The sequence below is a fragment of the Alloalcanivorax xenomutans genome (assembly GCF_900217905.1).
Classification (GTDB): domain Bacteria; phylum Pseudomonadota; class Gammaproteobacteria; order Pseudomonadales; family Alcanivoracaceae; genus Alloalcanivorax; species Alloalcanivorax xenomutans.
The window spans coordinates 116,275-131,769 of record NZ_OBMO01000003.1; the positions used below are offsets into that span (position 1 = coordinate 116,275).

The window sequence follows — 15,495 nt, forward strand, 5'->3', positions numbered from 1 at the left end:
GCCGCAACGGTTTACACTATGAATGGCAATCAGGTTGTGATTGGACACCAGATGGATGACATGCGATTCGGCGATCTAACCGGCGCAATTGTTAATCCTATTCAGGTTCCCGCTGAAGCCTTGAAGGGACTCAAACCGATGCCTTTGGCTCCTCAGTCATTGTCTTTGCAGGCGCGGCGGCTCCCGCAGCTGGTATGGTTTGATGATATTCCAGACTCGCTGCGCGAGGTGTTGCCTAAGCGTATTGAATATTGGAGGCGCAAAGGGGTGACGTTATTTTCAGCATTGGTGAACACCAAGGCCAGCGCCGATGCCGTCACAAGCCATCTCCAAGATTTGTTTTTTGTTCCTGTCTCAGAAAACGGAACCGTCGCTTTACGACGGTTTTATGATCCACGAGTTTTCCGGCACCTCCCCTGGATGCTGGACCGCCGCCAGATGATGTCGGTAATGGGACCGATCGATGTATGGCGCTGGCCGGATGGGGGTGGAGGCTGGAAATATCATAAGAATGACGACATGCCTGTTTTATCCCGGCCAACCGCCGGTCGACTGAATTTTAGCCAAAAACAGAAAGTGACACTGTCACGACTCCCGTTGATAAATCAACTATCAGAGGCGCTGTCTGCCTCGATGCCTGATTACGACCAGGATGCCACATTCTTTCGAACCGTCGATCAACTGCTGTCAGAGGCGAAAGAAAAGGAGCTCGCGGATGATGAAGACTGTCGGTTGTATGTCACTCAGGCGTTCCAATTCGGTCCGGAGATTCATAAGCACCCCGACATGGAAGCGCGCTGTACCAAGGCGGCATTAAGTACCATTTCTTATGCTGAGGCCTGCGCTGATCTTTCCGAAGAGGTGCTGGCTCGCTATGCGGTTGAAGGGAAAAGGAAGGTTCTATGACATCAGCACAGGATGGAAAGTGCCCATTTTGCAAGAAACAAGGACTGCCGATACTACCCTTGCGTTACGCGGTGGCTCGTGACGATCACGAAAGCGGTCCTTATGATCCAGCCGTCCCTGAGGTTTCGGGCCCCTTTGGTGCCGATGTACAGAGCGTTCCTCTCCCTGAAGGGCAACATTACACCTTGCGCTTGCTCAGACCAGGGTATCTATACGTCTTTAATGAGGTGAGAGGGAGCTGGAACGGATATCAGGTGACCGAGAACGGATACCTATTTCCTTTCGTTACTGAATTGATACACAGCTCCCTTCAAAGTATGGATCCCGAATCCCCGGAAGGCATCGATGTGCATTTGATCCCGCCAACCGAAGAGAAAGAGTTTTCCTGTACTCGGGAACCCAGCCATGCACATCTGGCTCGTTGCATAATGATTCCTAACGCTGATCAGGCAGATGCCATCTACATGGTTTTCTCCGACGTTGCCTGGACGAAGCGAACCTGGCATGCCTATGCCAATGATGTGGACGGGCGGCGCAGTCGTATGCGGCGAATTTCCTTGGCTGGCTGGAAGGGCGGTAGCCAACCGCATATGCAGGAAATCCTGGAGGGACTTGTAAGCCAGACTGCCGAGTCACATTATCCCTGGCAGCCGCCCAGTTCACCTAAGCCAATCGTCAAATCGGCTTCCGGTGAAAGAATCGCGACGATGGATACCATGCGCGTTTTTCCGTGTAGTGCTCTTGAGCATTCCATACAAGAGGTTCACGGTCTGCGCGAACAAGTAGCGGGCTTAACGCAATGGGCGCGGGAGCAGGCCGAGTCGTCAGGTATGTCCCCGGCCATCGTCGCTCTGGAGGACCCGGTTGGCATCACCACCGATCTGGCCGGGCTATTACGGGCCAAATTCAAATCGTTTCTAGAGAGAGAGGATATTAAGCGACCGATTACCATAGCGTCGACGCTAAACGGATTACAGGAAGCATTGGAGAATCAGGCTGAGCTTAACCGGATCCAGGGGGCAAAAGCGGTTGCGGTCGAAAGCATCTCGCCCTGGTATGACTTGCCCATTATGGCGACAAACAATACAGAAGCCGTTATAGAGCAATCCAACCAGGAAGAAGTCATGCGCAAATGGCACGAGCGCAAACTAGAGCAGGATCGAGCCTATCGGATTGAATGGGAAGAGAAAGTTCGAGTAGCGGAGTCGGAGGCCATTGCCGAACTCACCGCCGCTGATCTTGACCAGGCCAGACGCAACGCCTGGGGGAAGTATGGGGAAATGCTTAAAGAAGGGCAGCCCGATGAATGGCTGGAACAGACTTATAAGCCCGCTCTTGAGGCGTTTGACCAAAACCAGCTGGCACCCCTTGCCCAGGCCCACGTGACCTGGATGGAGAGCAGCAAGTTATTAGCCTACTTTGACGACCGGTACGACGCTGAGCGTATGGAAGATGGCCAGGCTTTTGCGGACACCCTGTTACTGTGCTTGCAGGACACGCAGCAATACGATGCTTGCCAGGCGCTCTACGAGCGTTGGCTGTCAGCGGAATCCATACAGCGAGAGAATCTTCTGCTCAGAGCCATGGTGTTCAACCAGACGGCCATTCTGGAACAGGTAAACCAGGAAGCAAACCGGGGCTTGTCTGTGTCCGATCTGAAGAAACTGCCCTGGGATAAATTGATCACGGCCTATGAAAAGGCTATGGAAGAACTTTCCGATGCCGGGCAGAGCGCTGCGGCGCGGGTGGTCGCCGCGCTGATGGGGCCGGTGATGAAAGTCCTGGACATCGTCATGGACAAGGGCGTGGGGCCGCTCTTGATTTCGTTGGGGCTGGTTGGCAAAACCCCGGTGGTTTACAGCCGCGTCTCGGGCACCTTGGCGGAAGCGTTGGATGACTTCGTCCGACAACTTCACCAGCTGAACCCGGCCTTTGCTGATATGGATCAACAGCTATTGAAAGACCGGATCGAGGTGAAATCCAGAGGAAGCAGACGTATCACACACGACCGCGCACCCGGTGGGCGAGTACTTGAGCAACGTGTTCAGATCGCGGCGGATCGCCTGCAACTGGCGGCGGTGGAAGGTGATCTGTCCGAACGCATGCGGGCCAATGCGGCCGCCGATGCGGTTGTGGATATCGACGATTGGAACAAAAGCCCCATGTCCAGATGGCAAACCATGACCAGCGGGGACGTGCGAACCGGGATTGTCGGTGTCCTGCTTGGGTTCTGGTCCATGAAACAACAAGGTGAAGCCATGGATAAAGCGGTCTATGAGGATCAACAGGTAGAATCCACGTGGCGATTCGGCGCGGCGGTGGCGGGGGTGACCGAGGCTGTGGCCGGAACGGTTCATAGGATGCTGGCCCGTGCTGAAATAGCCGGTGCCTGGACAGCTAGATTCGTGGGCAGTGCTGTGAAAAAAGTGCTCTTTGGGATTACTAAGGCATTTGGGTTGGCCGCGGCACTTGTTTCTGGTGTGTGGGATTTCATAAAAGGGTGGAACGAACTAGGTAAGGAAAATATGGGGATGGCCGCCCTATACTTTTTCTCCTCGGGGGCAACAATAGGCTCGTTTATGGCTTTTAATGGTGTTTTCGGAGCAACGATTGTGGGGTTAAGTGCCACTACAGTAGGGATAATTCTGGCAGGCGTAGTCTTGGTGGCTGCGGTGCTAATACTGATTTTCCAGAATGATGACCTCCAGGACTGGTTGGAGCGATGCTACTTCGGTGGCTTGGGACGAGGCGGCAAGCCCGAAGACGATGCTCGCATGAATACCTTGGAGGAAGAAATCACTGCTTTGAATTCATTGTTGGAAGTCGAGGCCTAGAATGCTATCTGATTATACGGGTCTGGGCAGAAATGCCTATAAAGTGAATCGTCCTCTCGAGCAGGAAGAGAAAACGAGTCGGCTGTCAAGAGACCGGCGCTGGACGGATGAACCTCCCAACGATGAAGCATTACTGATCAAAATCAACAGCACCTATTTGGAGATGGTGGATCGCTGGTATTGGCAAAAAGGGCAGATTCAAGTCTTCACTCTAACAGCGTTTCTTATGCTCGTTGGGTTTTCAGTTGCATTGCTGTTCTTTCCTCAAGGAAGTGATAGAGGGCTAGGTCGGTGGGCCTTCGATATCTTCTTTTCTCTTCTTTTCTTAGGCTTGGCCTGGGCTATTTGGAAAGGCATGAGAATGGAAATCTTTGCCTACACCCATTACCCCGTACGCCTGAACAGAAAGAACCGAATGGTGTACGCCTTCCGCACCGACGGAACCGTTATTCGCGCGCCCTGGGATGACCTGTTTCTGCATATCGGGGAAGGGACAGTGCCGACGGTGGGCACTACCTACGATATCCGCGCCCATGTGCTTGATGACGATGGCGTCACGGTAAAAGACACCTTTACTCTGGCGTATCCGGGTTTTCTTACCGGCAAGAAGGATCTGCCGCGCTTGATGCGCGTGGGGGAATATGTCCGCCGGTATATGGAAGAACCGGATGGGGCGAAGAAGAATGCGGAGTACAGCATGTTGTTCAACCCGGTGGAGGGCCGCAGGGAAGGCATTCACTGGAGCTTGATCCGCGCTTTCGCGCCGTCGTCGCGGTATCCCTGGCTTCAGCTACTGTTTTCGATGGTTTTCTCGCTATTCTTCCTGGGCCGCTGGATGACCATGCTGACCTGCAAGGTGCCGGTCTGGCCGGAGGAGATCGAAGAGGAATGCAAGATTGAGGTGGATGATCCGTACCGGAAGGATGCAAGCAACAACCCCAAATTTGGCTTCCTGGAAGGGCCTTGGTTGGTCATTTGTGTGTTGACCGGCTTGGCGGTGCTTGCGTGGGTACTTGTTAAATACTCACCGCTGTCGCTTCTGTTTTCCGGATAGCGGATCTTTAAAAAGCGCATCTGATAGATGCATGGGATGACTGGAATGCTCTCCGATTATACCGGTCTAGGTAGAAACGCCTACAAAGTGAACCGCCCTCTCACGCCGGAAGAGAAAGCGAGTCGGTTGTCAAAGGATCGGCCCTGGACGGATGAATCTCCCAACGATGAAGCGTTGCTCATCAAAATTAACAGTGTCTATATGGAGATAGCAGATCGTTGGTATTGGCAGAAAGGACAGGTCCAACTTTTTTTTCTTTGTTTTGTCGCGACCTTTTTTATTTCTCCCCTTTTTCTATTGACAACGTCGTTGAAAAGAGATGCAGGGGTGGGCGAATGGTTAGTATTGGCCTTTATTTTTATAATAAGCTGGGGCGCTGCCTGGGCCATCTGGAAAGGCATGAGAATGGAAATCTTTGCCTACACCCATTACCCCATACGTCTGAACAGAAAGAACCGGATGGTGTACGCCTTCCGCACCGACGGAACCGTTATTCGCGCGCCCTGGGATGAGCTGTTTCTGCACATCGGGGAAGGGACCGTACCGACGGTGGGCACCACCTACGATATCCGCGCCCATGTGCTTGATGAGGACGGCGTCACGGTAAAAGACACCTTTACTCTGGCGTATCCGGGTTTTCTTACCGGCAAGAATGATCTGCCGCGCTTGATGCGCGTGGGGGAATATGTCCGCCGGTATATGGAAGAACCGGATGGGGTGAAGAAGAATGCGGAGTACAGCATGCTGTTCAATCCGGTGGAAGGGCGCAGGGAAGGCCTTCACTGGAGTTTGATCCGCGCTTTCGCGCCGTCGTCGCGCTACCCCTGGCTTCAGCTGCTGTTTTCGATGGTTTTTTCGCTATTCTTTTTGGGCCGCTGGATGACCATGCTGACCTGCAAGGTGCCGGTCTGGCCGGAGGAGATCGAAGAGGAATGCAAGATTGAGGTGGATGATCCGTACTGGAAGGATGCAAGCAACAATCCCAAATTTGGCTTCCTGGAAGGGCCTTGGCTGGTCATTTGTGTGTTGACCGGCCTGGCGGTGCTTGCGTGGGTACTTGTTAGATACTCACCGCTGTCGCTTCTGTTTTCCGGTTAGGACGTTTTCTGTAGAGGCTATTTCCCGGACTGCTAACTGTAGAGATGGCCTGGCTTCAGATTTGAAGGATGACGAATAGCACAGGGACCAAACGATGGCAAACTATGTGCAAGTAGGACAATCAAGGACTTCTGTCACGGCCAATACGCAAAGGGCGGTAGTTAAAGTTGATGTCAGGCCTTTTTATGTATTGATGTATGGTGAGCCTGGTATCCGAAAAAATGCCGGAAAAGTCTTTCAGTGGGCAGCGGAAACCAAGGCCAGGGAGCTTGAAGAGCAAGAGAACGCTGAAACTCTGATAACTCCGGTGACGAATTTTGAGGAGTTCAAAGCGGCCATCGAAGGGGCTGCCCCGGAAACACCGCCTCTTTTGGCTCGTGTTGTCAGCGGTGTTTACTTTTTTGGCCACGCAAGTAGCCAGGCTATTTTTGTCGGGGAGAACGCTTGGGCCGGAACGAATGTCGATCTGTCAAATGTATTCGGCCTTACTCCAGGCAACATGCGTAAAAATGCGAATGTTTGGCTTTATTGTTGTAATGCTGGTAATACTGCCAGTGGAATGCCATGTATCGCGGAATTAATGGCGGATATTATCAGACGTGATGTATACGCATTCAGTAGTGGCATGCACTATCAAAACTCTCCAGAGCTTAGGGGACTGGCATTGGCTATGCCGCTGAAAGACCGCAAACCTATGTATTTGGTGCCGGACAATGGCAAGCCGGCAACCCTTTTCCCCAAGCCAGACATTCATGAGAGTAAAGAAGAAAAATATATTGGGCCCGAACAGCCTTAGCGAAGGTTTGCTGCGACGGATAACCTTGCCTCCGTCTACAAGTCCCTGAAAGCCATCTGGCCAGGCTTCCAGCGCACGCTTCCGCGACTCCCTTTCTGACACCTCCCTCGGGCTAAAAGTGTGCGCCATATCTCGTTTTTTGCCCCTCGCATGAGCCGAGCTCCGCTTAGGGTTTGGCCCTTTCGTCCTTTCTGTTAGCCTACGAATTTAGTCTTATTCCCGTTTTGGGGGGGAATACAACAAGAGCGCCTGTAGGCACGCATGGGGACGCGTTAATGAGGTGGTTTCAGAATCTGTCCGTCCGGCTGAAGATTCTCGCCGTGGCGGTTTTGGGGATTGTGCTTTTTCTCGCTTACTTTTTGTACAGTTATTATATCGCCGCGACCAATATCGACCACTTGAGCCGCATCGAGAACCATGATTTCCCGGTGCTGGAGCTGGTGAACGCCAACAATCTCGAGTTCGTGGGGATCGCCGACGCCTACAGTACGGCCATCGCCCAGATCGACGAGCGGCCGCTGGATGAGGCCAGGGTGCGCTCGGACCAGTTTCTGGAACGGCTTGGCGATATCGATCGGCTGGATCCGGCGTTGACGGACGATGTGGACAGAATCCGCATGTCCTTCATCGATTATCTGAATGAAGCGAATGGTCTCGCTCAGGCGCTGATCGAAGACCCCATGACCCTGGTGAACAGCTACGCCTGGCTGGATCGGGTGGAGTTGCTGGAGCGCCAGCTCAAGCAGGTGCAGGACGAGTTCCAGGCGAAGCGCTACGAGGCTTTCCGGGATACGCTGCTGCGCAGCCGTGAGGATAACCGCAGCACGCAGATGATCGGTCTGGCGCTGGGTGTGATGGCCTTTACCCTGCTGGGTTGGATCGCTCTGAGGGTGACACGCTCCATCACACGGCCATTGGAGGATGCGGTGGGTGCCGCGGACAGTATCGCCAATGGCAACTGGGACACCGCCATCCAGAGCGAAAGCCGGGATGAGACCGGTCACTTGATCCGTGCCATCCGCAAGATGCGGGACACCATAAAGCACCGCATCGAGGACGAAAAGCGTCAGGAACAGATCAAAACCCGGCTCTCCCAACTGGGGGATCTGATGCGTGGCGACATGGCCATCGACAAGCTCGGCAGCAATCTGCTGGGCTATGTAATTCCCACTTTAAACGCTCAGATCGGTGCCTTTTATACCTTCGATGTGGAGCGCGAGCGCCTGTACATGCGGGCGGCCTATGCCATGCAGCGCCGCAAGCATCTGGCCAATGATTTTGCTTTGGGTGAGTCACTGGTGGGGCAATGCGGGCTCGAAGGCAAGCCGATCATTCTTGAGGAGGTTCCCGAGGATTACATCCTGGTGTCCTCGGGCACCGGTAACGCGGTGCCCCGTAATCTGATGGTGATTCCCATCTTCCATGAGGAAGAACTCAAGGGGGTGCTTGAGATCGGCTCGTTCCGGCGCTTCGGAGAGGATGACCTGACTTTCCTCGAACAGGGAGTGGAACTGATCGGGGTGGCGCTGCATAGCGCGCAGAGCCGGCTGCGTTTGGGGGAAATGCTGACCCGTACCCAGGAGCAGGCCAAGGAATTGAGCCTGCAGAAGGAGGAGATGGCCCGGGCCAACCAGGATCTGGAACGCCAGGCTTCCGAGCTGGCGGCGTCCGAATCGCGCCTGCAGCAGCAGCAGGAAGAGCTCAAGGCCATCAACGAGGAGCTGGAGTCGCAAACCCAGGCATTACGGGCGTCGGAGGAGTCGCTGCAGGCGCAGCAGGAAGAACTGCGGGTGACCAATGAGGAACTGGAAGCCCAGGCGCGCATGCTCAGTGAGCAAAAGGGGGAGATGTCGCGCAAGAATACCGAGTTGGAGACACTCCATGAGGAGCTGGAGGACAAGGTCAAGGAGTTGGAGCTGTCGTCCAAGTACAAGTCCGAGTTTCTCTCCACCATGTCCCACGAGTTGCGTACACCGCTGAACTCGATTCTGATTCTGTCCAACGCCCTGGGGCAGAACAAGAAAGGCAATCTGGACGAGAAGCAGGTGGAGCACGCCCAGGTGATTCATTCCGCCGGCTCGGATCTGCTGTCTCTGATCAACGACATCCTCGATATCTCCAAGATCGAGGAAGGCAAGATGGACGTGGTCATCGATGAGATCACGCCTCAGGACGTCTCTGATTACTTCCAGCGTCATTTCACCCATGTGGCTGAAAACAAGGGTGTGGGCTTCAATGTGGTGATTGAGGAGGGCGTGCCGTTGCATTTTTATACCGACAAGCAGCGGCTGGAACAGATCGTCAAGAATTTGCTCTCCAATGCTCTCAAATTCACTGACGAGGGCAGCGTGACATTGACCATTGCCCGGCCGGCCGAGGATGAGCGCATTCCAGGGAGGGTCCTGGAACGCGACAGCACCTTGTGCTTTGCCGTCACCGATACCGGTGTGGGTATTGCCGAGGATAAGCAGAAGCTGATCTTCGAAGCCTTCCAGCAGGCCGATGGCACCACCAGCCGCAAGTATGGCGGCACCGGACTGGGGCTGACCATTTCCAGGGAACTGGCCCGTCTGCTGGGCGGGGAAATCGGCCTGCGCAGTGATGGTCTGGGGCAGGGCGCGACGTTCACGCTGTACTTGCCGGAAGGCGAGGCGCTGGGAGCCGAGGCCGCATTGGAGGAGAGCATGGACGTGGGCGCCAACGCCGAAGCGCACACTGCTCCCACCGCGCCCCTCGCCGTGGAGCCGTCAGCGGAAGAGTATGTGGTCCGTGAGAAGACCGTGCTGGTGGTGGAGGACGATCGTGAGTTCGCCAATGTGCTGGTGGATTTGGCCGCGGACTACGGGCTGGAGAGCCATATCTGTGTTGACGGCGAAAGCGGTCTGGAATACGCCAGCCGTTATCGTCCCAGTGCCATCATTCTGGACATCGGCCTGCCGGGTATCGACGGCTGGGAGGTGATGGAACGTCTCAAGGCGGATCCGCGTACCCAGGATATTCCTGTACATTTCCTGTCCGGCAAGGATGAGCGTAAGAAAGCGCTGGACTTGGGCGCCATCGACTTCCTTACCAAGCCGGTCAGCCAGGAGCAGATGCTGTCCGCGTTCGGCACCATCGAGCAGGCCATCGAAAAGAATGTCCGCCGCTTGTTAGTGGTTGAAGACAGCGAGGCTCAGCACGCCAGCATCCGCGAGCTGTTCGACCAGAAGGGTGTTGAGATTACCGCGGTGACCAGCGGTGAGGAGGCCTTGTCGGCATTGGGAGAACGGGTCTATGACTGCATGATTCTGGATCTGACCCTGCCGGATATGACCGGCTTCGAATTGCTGGAGCGTCTGCACGAAGGCGACGAGAACGAGGCCCTGCCGGTGGTGATCTACACTGGCAAGGATCTGACCCGGGAAGAAGAGGCCAAGCTGCGCAAGTACGCGGACCGCATCATCCTCAAGACGGAGCGTTCCCACGAGCGGCTGCTTAATGAGGCCTCGCTGTTCCTGCACTGGCTGGAATCCACTCTGCCCAGCCATCGGCGCGGCAATCCGGAACTGATCGAGCACCGCGATGACATTTTCGAAGGCAAGCGGCTGCTGTTGGTGGACGACGATATGCGCAACATCTACGCACTGTCCGCCCAATTGGAGGAACTGGGCTTCGATATCGAGATCGCCAATAACGGCCGTGAAGCCATTGAAGCCCTGGAAGCATCCCCACAAACGGATATCGTGCTGATGGACATCATGATGCCGGAAATGGACGGCTATCAGGCGATGGGGCACATCCGGCAGCAGCCTCGGTTCGCCACGCTGCCGATCCTGGCTCTCACCGCCAAGGCGATGAAGGATGACCGGTCCAAATGTCTGGAGGCGGGTGCCAATGACTACTGCTCCAAACCCATCGACATGAGCAAGCTGACCTCGCTGATGCGGGTCTGGCTGCACCGCTAGGAGGCTCTCTCGTGCAGCAGTCCATGGACGTGATCGACGACGATCAGATTCAAATCGAGGATATCGAGATCCGCTTGCTGCTGGAGGCGATCTACCAGCTCTATGGCTATGATTTTCGCGCCTACAGCCGGGCCTCCATGCGCCGCCGGGTGATGCATCGCCTGACCATGTCCGGCTTCCCTTCGGTGATGCAAATGACCGAACGGGTGCTGCGGGATCGTCAGTTTTTCGTCACGCTGCTCAATGATCTGACCGTCAACGTGACGGAAATGTACCGGGATCCAGAGTTTTATCGCGCCTTCCGCGAGGAGGTAATCCCGGTATTGAAGACCTTTCCGTTCATCAAGATTTGGCACGCCGGCTGCTCCACCGGTGAGGAAATTTATTCCATGGCCATTCTGCTGGAGGAAGAGGGGCTGTACGACCGGGCCATGTTGTACGCCACCGACATTGACAAGAATGTACTGGTGGCGGCTAAGAAAGGGATCTATCCCATCGATGCCTTCAAGCAGTATACCGAGAACTACCGCCGGGCCGGTGGCCGCAAATCGCTGTCGGAGTACGCCACGGCGCGTTACGACAGCGTGATCATGGAGCAACGGCTAAAGCGCAATATCGTTTTTGCCGATCATGATCTGGCCACGGACCAGGTGTTCGGCGAGATGCACGTGATCTTGTGCCGGAATGTACTGATCTACTTTGACCGGCCGTTACAGGAACGGGTGATCCGCCTGTTCGACGACAGCCTGGATCTGGGTGGTTTCCTTTGCCTGGGGACCAAGGAAAGCCTGCGTTTCAGTGGGAACGAAGACGCTTTCGATGTAATCAACAAGTCACTGCGCATCTTCCGTAAGCGACAGATCCCACATAACGCCTAAACCGAGAAGAACGATGATCGAGCAGAAGCTGCTTTTGGTCGATGACCAACCCGCCAATCTGGTGTCTCTGGAAGCCATTCTGGAGGAGGAAGGACGCGTGTTGCTCAAGGCCGAGTCCGGTCAGGCCGCCTTGAGAATCATGCTCAGGGAGGACATTTCGCTGGTGCTGCTGGATGTGCAGATGCCGGGCATGGACGGTTTCGAAGTGGCGGAACTGATGCGTCAGCGCAAGGATACCCAGACCATTCCGATTATTTTCGTGACGGCTATCTCCAAAGAGAAAAAGTATGTGTTCAAGGGTTATCAGGCCGGCGCCGTGGATTACCTGTTCAAACCTCTGGATCCATTGATTCTGAAAAGCAAAGTCAACTTCTTCCTGGAGCTGGACCGGCAACGCCGGGACCTGCTTGCCAAGCTGAAGGAAGCCCAGGCCCACCGCGCCGCCTATGAGGCGGAGAAGGCCCGTATGCAACGGGAACGGGGAGGCGGCTCCGGTACGGCCTGAAGACGATAGGGCGGGGAGCAGGAGCGAAAGGGAGCGGATGGCAATGACACAACACCGGCAAGCCAGTAGGCGCGCCGGCCGGGCGCCATGCGCAGGGCGGTGAAAGCGGTGGTAATGGGGGCGTCCTGGGGGGGATTGAACGCCTTCTCCACGATTCTCGCCGCTTTACCGGCGCGGTTTCCGGCCGCGGTGCTGCTGGTCCAGCATCAGCATGCCAGCGCCGACAACCGGTTGGCGTGGTTGTTGTCCCGCTATAGCGCCTTGCCGGTGCGGGCTCCGGAGGACAAAGAGGAGATTCTGCCCGGTCACGTATATGTGGCGCCGCCGGGGTACCACATGCTGGTCAATGAGGACGACACCGTGGCACTTTCCACCTATCGGCCGGTGCATTTTTCCCGGCCGTCCATTGATGAGCTGTTCTTCTCCGCGGGTCATGCCTATGGCGCGGCACTGGTCGGCGTATTGTTGACCGGCGCCAACGACGACGGTTCCGACGGTCTCGATTATATCCGTCGGCGCGGCGGCCATACTCTGGTGCAGTCACCGCAAAGCAGCGAGGCGCCGGTGATGCCCGAAGCGGCGATAATAAAAGGCGCGGCGCGAGAGGTGCTCGATCTGGAACGGATCGGGCCGTACCTGGCGGACTATTTGGTTGGGTTGTGACATGAAAAAACAGAATATTCTCGTTGTGGACGACCGTCAGGAGAACCTGGTCGCCATGGAAGCGGTGCTGGAGGGGGAGGACCGTAATCTGATCATGGCGAAGTCCGGTGATGAAGCCCTGGCGCGGGCGCTCAAGTATGATCTTGCCCTGATTCTGCTCGACGTGCAGATGCCGGACATGGATGGCTTCGAGGTGGCCACGCTGTTACGGCAGAACCGCCGTACCCGGCACATTCCGATCATTTTCGTCACCGCCATTTCCAAGGATCAGAGCTACGTCTTCAAGGGTTATCAGCACGGCGCGGTGGACTACCTGTTCAAACCGGTGGATGAACAGATTCTGGAAGCCAAGGTCAATGTCTTCCTGGAGCTGGACCGTCAGCGCTGGCGCTTACGGCAGGCGGTGGTGCAGATGAAGCGGCTCAAGGACGAGAACGAGCGCTTGCTGCAGGCGCTGGGGGATGCAGTCCTCGGCACCGACGCGGATGGCGTGGTCAGCTTCTGCAACGCGTCCGCCTGTGCATTACTGGACCGCGAACGGGATTCGCTGCTGAGCCGGCCGATCACGCAAGTCCTGCCTATCGTTGCAGGTGACGACAGCAACGCAAGCTGGCAGGATAGCCCCATATTCGCCCGTTGCTCGCAAGGGGAAGCCTGGGAAGGCGATTTGACCCTGGAAAGCGGCAGCGAGGAAGCGCCTCAATACCTGCGGGTTCATGCCAATCCGGTGTGTCGTCAGGACGATCCGTTCACCGGGACGGTCTTCGTGCTGCGGCCGCGCCATGGCGAGGAACCGATGCGCGGACCGGAACGCCGCAAGCATTCCCGTAAACAGATGTTTCGGGAATTGGTGGTGTTTGATCGTGGCACCGGTGGTAATGTGGGCAGGCTGACCAATCTGAGCCTGGGCGGGTTCCGGCTGGCCATGCGCCGTGATGCGGCGCCTGGCGAGCACTGGGAACTGGGCATGGTGCTTCCGGATCGAATCGGAGACGTGAACACCATGAGCTTCGATGCCCGGGTGGTGTGGAGTGAGCAGGGAACCGGTCCTTCGGAATATCACGGGGGGTTCCAGTTCCTGGATCTCTCGGAGGCGAATCGGGAGATTGTGGAGACGTTAATGAACAGGTATTGACCATGAGCGAAGCAGTCCTGGAAGGCACCGAAGAACGGCAATCGGCCGATATGGAAGAAGTGCAGGATGGCCCCTTGCTGTTACCCTATGGTTTCGCGCGCCGCTTCGGCGTGCTGCTGAGGGAGAAAGAAGGGCGCCAGGAGTTATGCTGCCGCCGTGGCGCGAATCTGTCCGCGCTGTCCGAGGTGCAACGCTGGCTGGGCGCATTGCCGCCAGTGGTGACATTGGACGAGGGCGCTTTCAATACCGCCATGGCGCTGACCTATGAGCAGCAGCGTGGTGCCGCGGCGGAAGCCGCCGACAACCTGGAAGGCCTGGACCTGGCCAGCCTGGCGGATTCTCTGCCGGAAACCTCCGATCTGCTGGAGCAGGAAGACGATGCTCCGATCATTCGCCTGATCAATGCCCTGTTTCAGGAAGCGATCCGCGAGAACGCTTCCGATATCCATATCGAAACCTTTGAACGTCGCCTGGTGGTGCGCATGCGCGTGGACGGTGTGCTGCGCGAAGTGCTGACACCGAAACGGGAACTTGCGCCGCTGCTGGTCTCCCGGATCAAGGTCATGGCGCGTATGGACATCGCCGAGAAACGGGTTCCCCAGGACGGCCGTATTTCCCTGCGGCTCGGCGGCCGCGATGTGGACGTGCGGGTATCGACCATGCCCTCCAGCAACGGTGAACGGGTGGTGCTGCGTCTGCTGGATAAACAGGCGGGGCGGCTGCAAGTCTCCCATCTGGGCATGGGCAAAGAGTGCGATTCGCGCATGCGCGAGTTGATCCATAAACCCCACGGCATCATTCTGGTTACCGGCCCCACCGGCTCCGGTAAAACCACCACTCTGTACGCTTCCCTGACCGAACTGAACGAATCCACCCGTAATATCCTGACCGTGGAAGACCCGATCGAATATCAGCTCGAGGGAATCGGCCAAACCCAGGTCAATTCCAAGGTGGACATGACCTTCGCCCGTGGTTTGCGGGCGATTCTCCGTCAGGACCCGGACGTGGTGATGGTGGGGGAGATTCGCGACCTGGAAACCGCCGAAATCGCGGTACAGGCGTCACTGACCGGGCACCTGGTGCTGTCCACCTTGCACACCAACACCGCGGTGGGCGCGGTGACCCGTTTGCAGGACATGGGCATCGAACCCTTCCTGCTCTCCAGTTCCCTGCTTGGAGCCCTGGCGCAACGGCTGGTGAGAGTGCTTTGCGATGACTGCAAGGAAGGCCATGAGCCCACCGAAAGCGAGCGCCAGTTAATGGGGCTGGCCCCGGACCAGGAAGCCACTTTGTATCGTCCGGTGGGCTGTGAAAAGTGTAATCATCAAGGCTACCGCGGGCGTACCGGCATTTATGAGCTGGTGATTATTGATGAGCCCATGCGTCAGCTGATTCATGACCGTGCCGGTGAGCTGAAACTGGCCCGCCATGCCCGCACGCTGACGCCGAGTATCCGTGATGACGGCTGGCGCAAGGTGCTGGCCGGAGAAACCACCATCGAGGAAGTGCTGCGAGTCACTCGGGAAGACTGATTCGCCGCTTTCAATAAGACGCCGGAAAGGCGCATGGAGAAATGTCGTGAAGTATGGAATTCGAGCAATCGGAGATGGCCGGCAAGCGTCTGTCATTCAACGGTCATGGTTTACGGTGACAGTGCCCCCACTTTGCGCCTCTGGGCAAGC

11 protein-coding genes are annotated in these 15,495 nt (G+C 56.5%); all 11 read left to right on the forward strand.

Annotation, left to right across the window (positions count from 1 at the left end):
• Positions 1 to 51: 51 nt before the first annotated feature.
• Complete coding sequence (locus CRO06_RS03450) at positions 52 to 906, forward strand: DUF4123 domain-containing protein (RefSeq protein ID WP_179746437.1); 855 nt, start codon at positions 52 to 54, stop codon at positions 904 to 906.
• On the forward strand, positions 903 to 3,740 hold the full coding sequence (locus CRO06_RS03455) for a T6SS effector BTH_I2691 family protein (protein ID WP_143247708.1): 2,838 nt from the start codon (positions 903 to 905) through the stop codon (positions 3,738 to 3,740). Before CRO06_RS03450 ends, CRO06_RS03455 begins: the two co-directional genes overlap by 4 nt.
• Before the next feature lies 1 nt (position 3,741).
• Positions 3,742 to 4,794: a DUF6708 domain-containing protein gene (locus tag CRO06_RS03460; protein WP_143247709.1), complete on the forward strand. Its 1,053-nt coding sequence runs from the start codon at positions 3,742 to 3,744 to the stop codon at positions 4,792 to 4,794.
• Between the two features lie 45 nt (positions 4,795 to 4,839).
• Positions 4,840 to 5,892, forward strand: coding sequence for a DUF6708 domain-containing protein (locus CRO06_RS03465; RefSeq protein WP_143247710.1), 1,053 nt, complete (start codon positions 4,840 to 4,842; stop codon positions 5,890 to 5,892).
• Between the two features lie 94 nt (positions 5,893 to 5,986).
• On the forward strand, positions 5,987 to 6,688 hold the full coding sequence (locus CRO06_RS19910; protein WP_143247711.1) for a hypothetical protein: 702 nt from the start codon (positions 5,987 to 5,989) through the stop codon (positions 6,686 to 6,688).
• Between the two features lie 275 nt (positions 6,689 to 6,963).
• Entirely contained in the window at positions 6,964 to 10,632 is a 3,669-nt protein-coding gene (locus tag CRO06_RS03470) for a response regulator (protein WP_022995916.1), read from the forward strand.
• Positions 10,633 to 10,655: 23 nt separating this feature from the next.
• Complete coding sequence (locus CRO06_RS03475) at positions 10,656 to 11,510, forward strand: CheR family methyltransferase (protein WP_026949325.1); 855 nt, start codon at positions 10,656 to 10,658, stop codon at positions 11,508 to 11,510.
• 13 nt (positions 11,511 to 11,523) lie between these two features.
• Positions 11,524 to 12,015 carry a response regulator gene (locus CRO06_RS03480; protein ID WP_022995918.1) on the forward strand — a complete coding sequence of 164 codons (492 nt, stop codon included), beginning with the start codon at positions 11,524 to 11,526 and terminating at the stop codon, positions 12,013 to 12,015.
• An 87-nt stretch (positions 12,016 to 12,102) separates the two neighbouring features.
• A complete protein-coding gene (locus CRO06_RS03485; RefSeq protein WP_022995919.1) occupies positions 12,103 to 12,678 on the forward strand; it encodes a chemotaxis protein CheB in 576 nt (191 codons plus the stop codon).
• Position 12,679: 1 nt separating this feature from the next.
• Positions 12,680 to 13,813, forward strand: a complete 1,134-nt coding sequence (locus tag CRO06_RS03490) for a response regulator (RefSeq protein WP_179746439.1) — start codon at positions 12,680 to 12,682, stop codon at positions 13,811 to 13,813.
• Between the two features lie 50 nt (positions 13,814 to 13,863).
• Positions 13,864 to 15,345 (forward strand): type II secretion system ATPase GspE, encoded by a 1,482-nt coding sequence (gene gspE / locus CRO06_RS03495; protein ID WP_055100112.1) that lies wholly within the window; start codon positions 13,864 to 13,866, stop codon positions 15,343 to 15,345.
• Positions 15,346 to 15,495 lie beyond the last annotated feature (150 nt).

Coding starts and splice junctions, on each gene's coding strand:
- CRO06_RS19910 (WP_143247711.1), top strand. CDS start 5,987: ATGGCAAACTATGTGCAAGTAGGACAATCAAGGACTTCTGTCACGGCC.
- CRO06_RS03465 (WP_143247710.1), top strand. CDS start 4,840: ATGCTCTCCGATTATACCGGTCTAGGTAGAAACGCCTACAAAGTGAAC.
- CRO06_RS03470 (WP_022995916.1), top strand. CDS start 6,964: ATGAGGTGGTTTCAGAATCTGTCCGTCCGGCTGAAGATTCTCGCCGTG.
- CRO06_RS03480 (WP_022995918.1), top strand. CDS start 11,524: ATGATCGAGCAGAAGCTGCTTTTGGTCGATGACCAACCCGCCAATCTG.
- CRO06_RS03460 (WP_143247709.1), top strand. CDS start 3,742: ATGCTATCTGATTATACGGGTCTGGGCAGAAATGCCTATAAAGTGAAT.
- CRO06_RS03485 (WP_022995919.1), top strand. CDS start 12,103: ATGCGCAGGGCGGTGAAAGCGGTGGTAATGGGGGCGTCCTGGGGGGGA.
- CRO06_RS03475 (WP_026949325.1), top strand. CDS start 10,656: ATGGACGTGATCGACGACGATCAGATTCAAATCGAGGATATCGAGATC.
- gspE (WP_055100112.1), top strand. CDS start 13,864: ATGGAAGAAGTGCAGGATGGCCCCTTGCTGTTACCCTATGGTTTCGCG.
- CRO06_RS03490 (WP_179746439.1), top strand. CDS start 12,680: ATGAAAAAACAGAATATTCTCGTTGTGGACGACCGTCAGGAGAACCTG.
- CRO06_RS03455 (WP_143247708.1), top strand. CDS start 903: ATGACATCAGCACAGGATGGAAAGTGCCCATTTTGCAAGAAACAAGGA.
- CRO06_RS03450 (WP_179746437.1), top strand. CDS start 52: ATGGATGACATGCGATTCGGCGATCTAACCGGCGCAATTGTTAATCCT.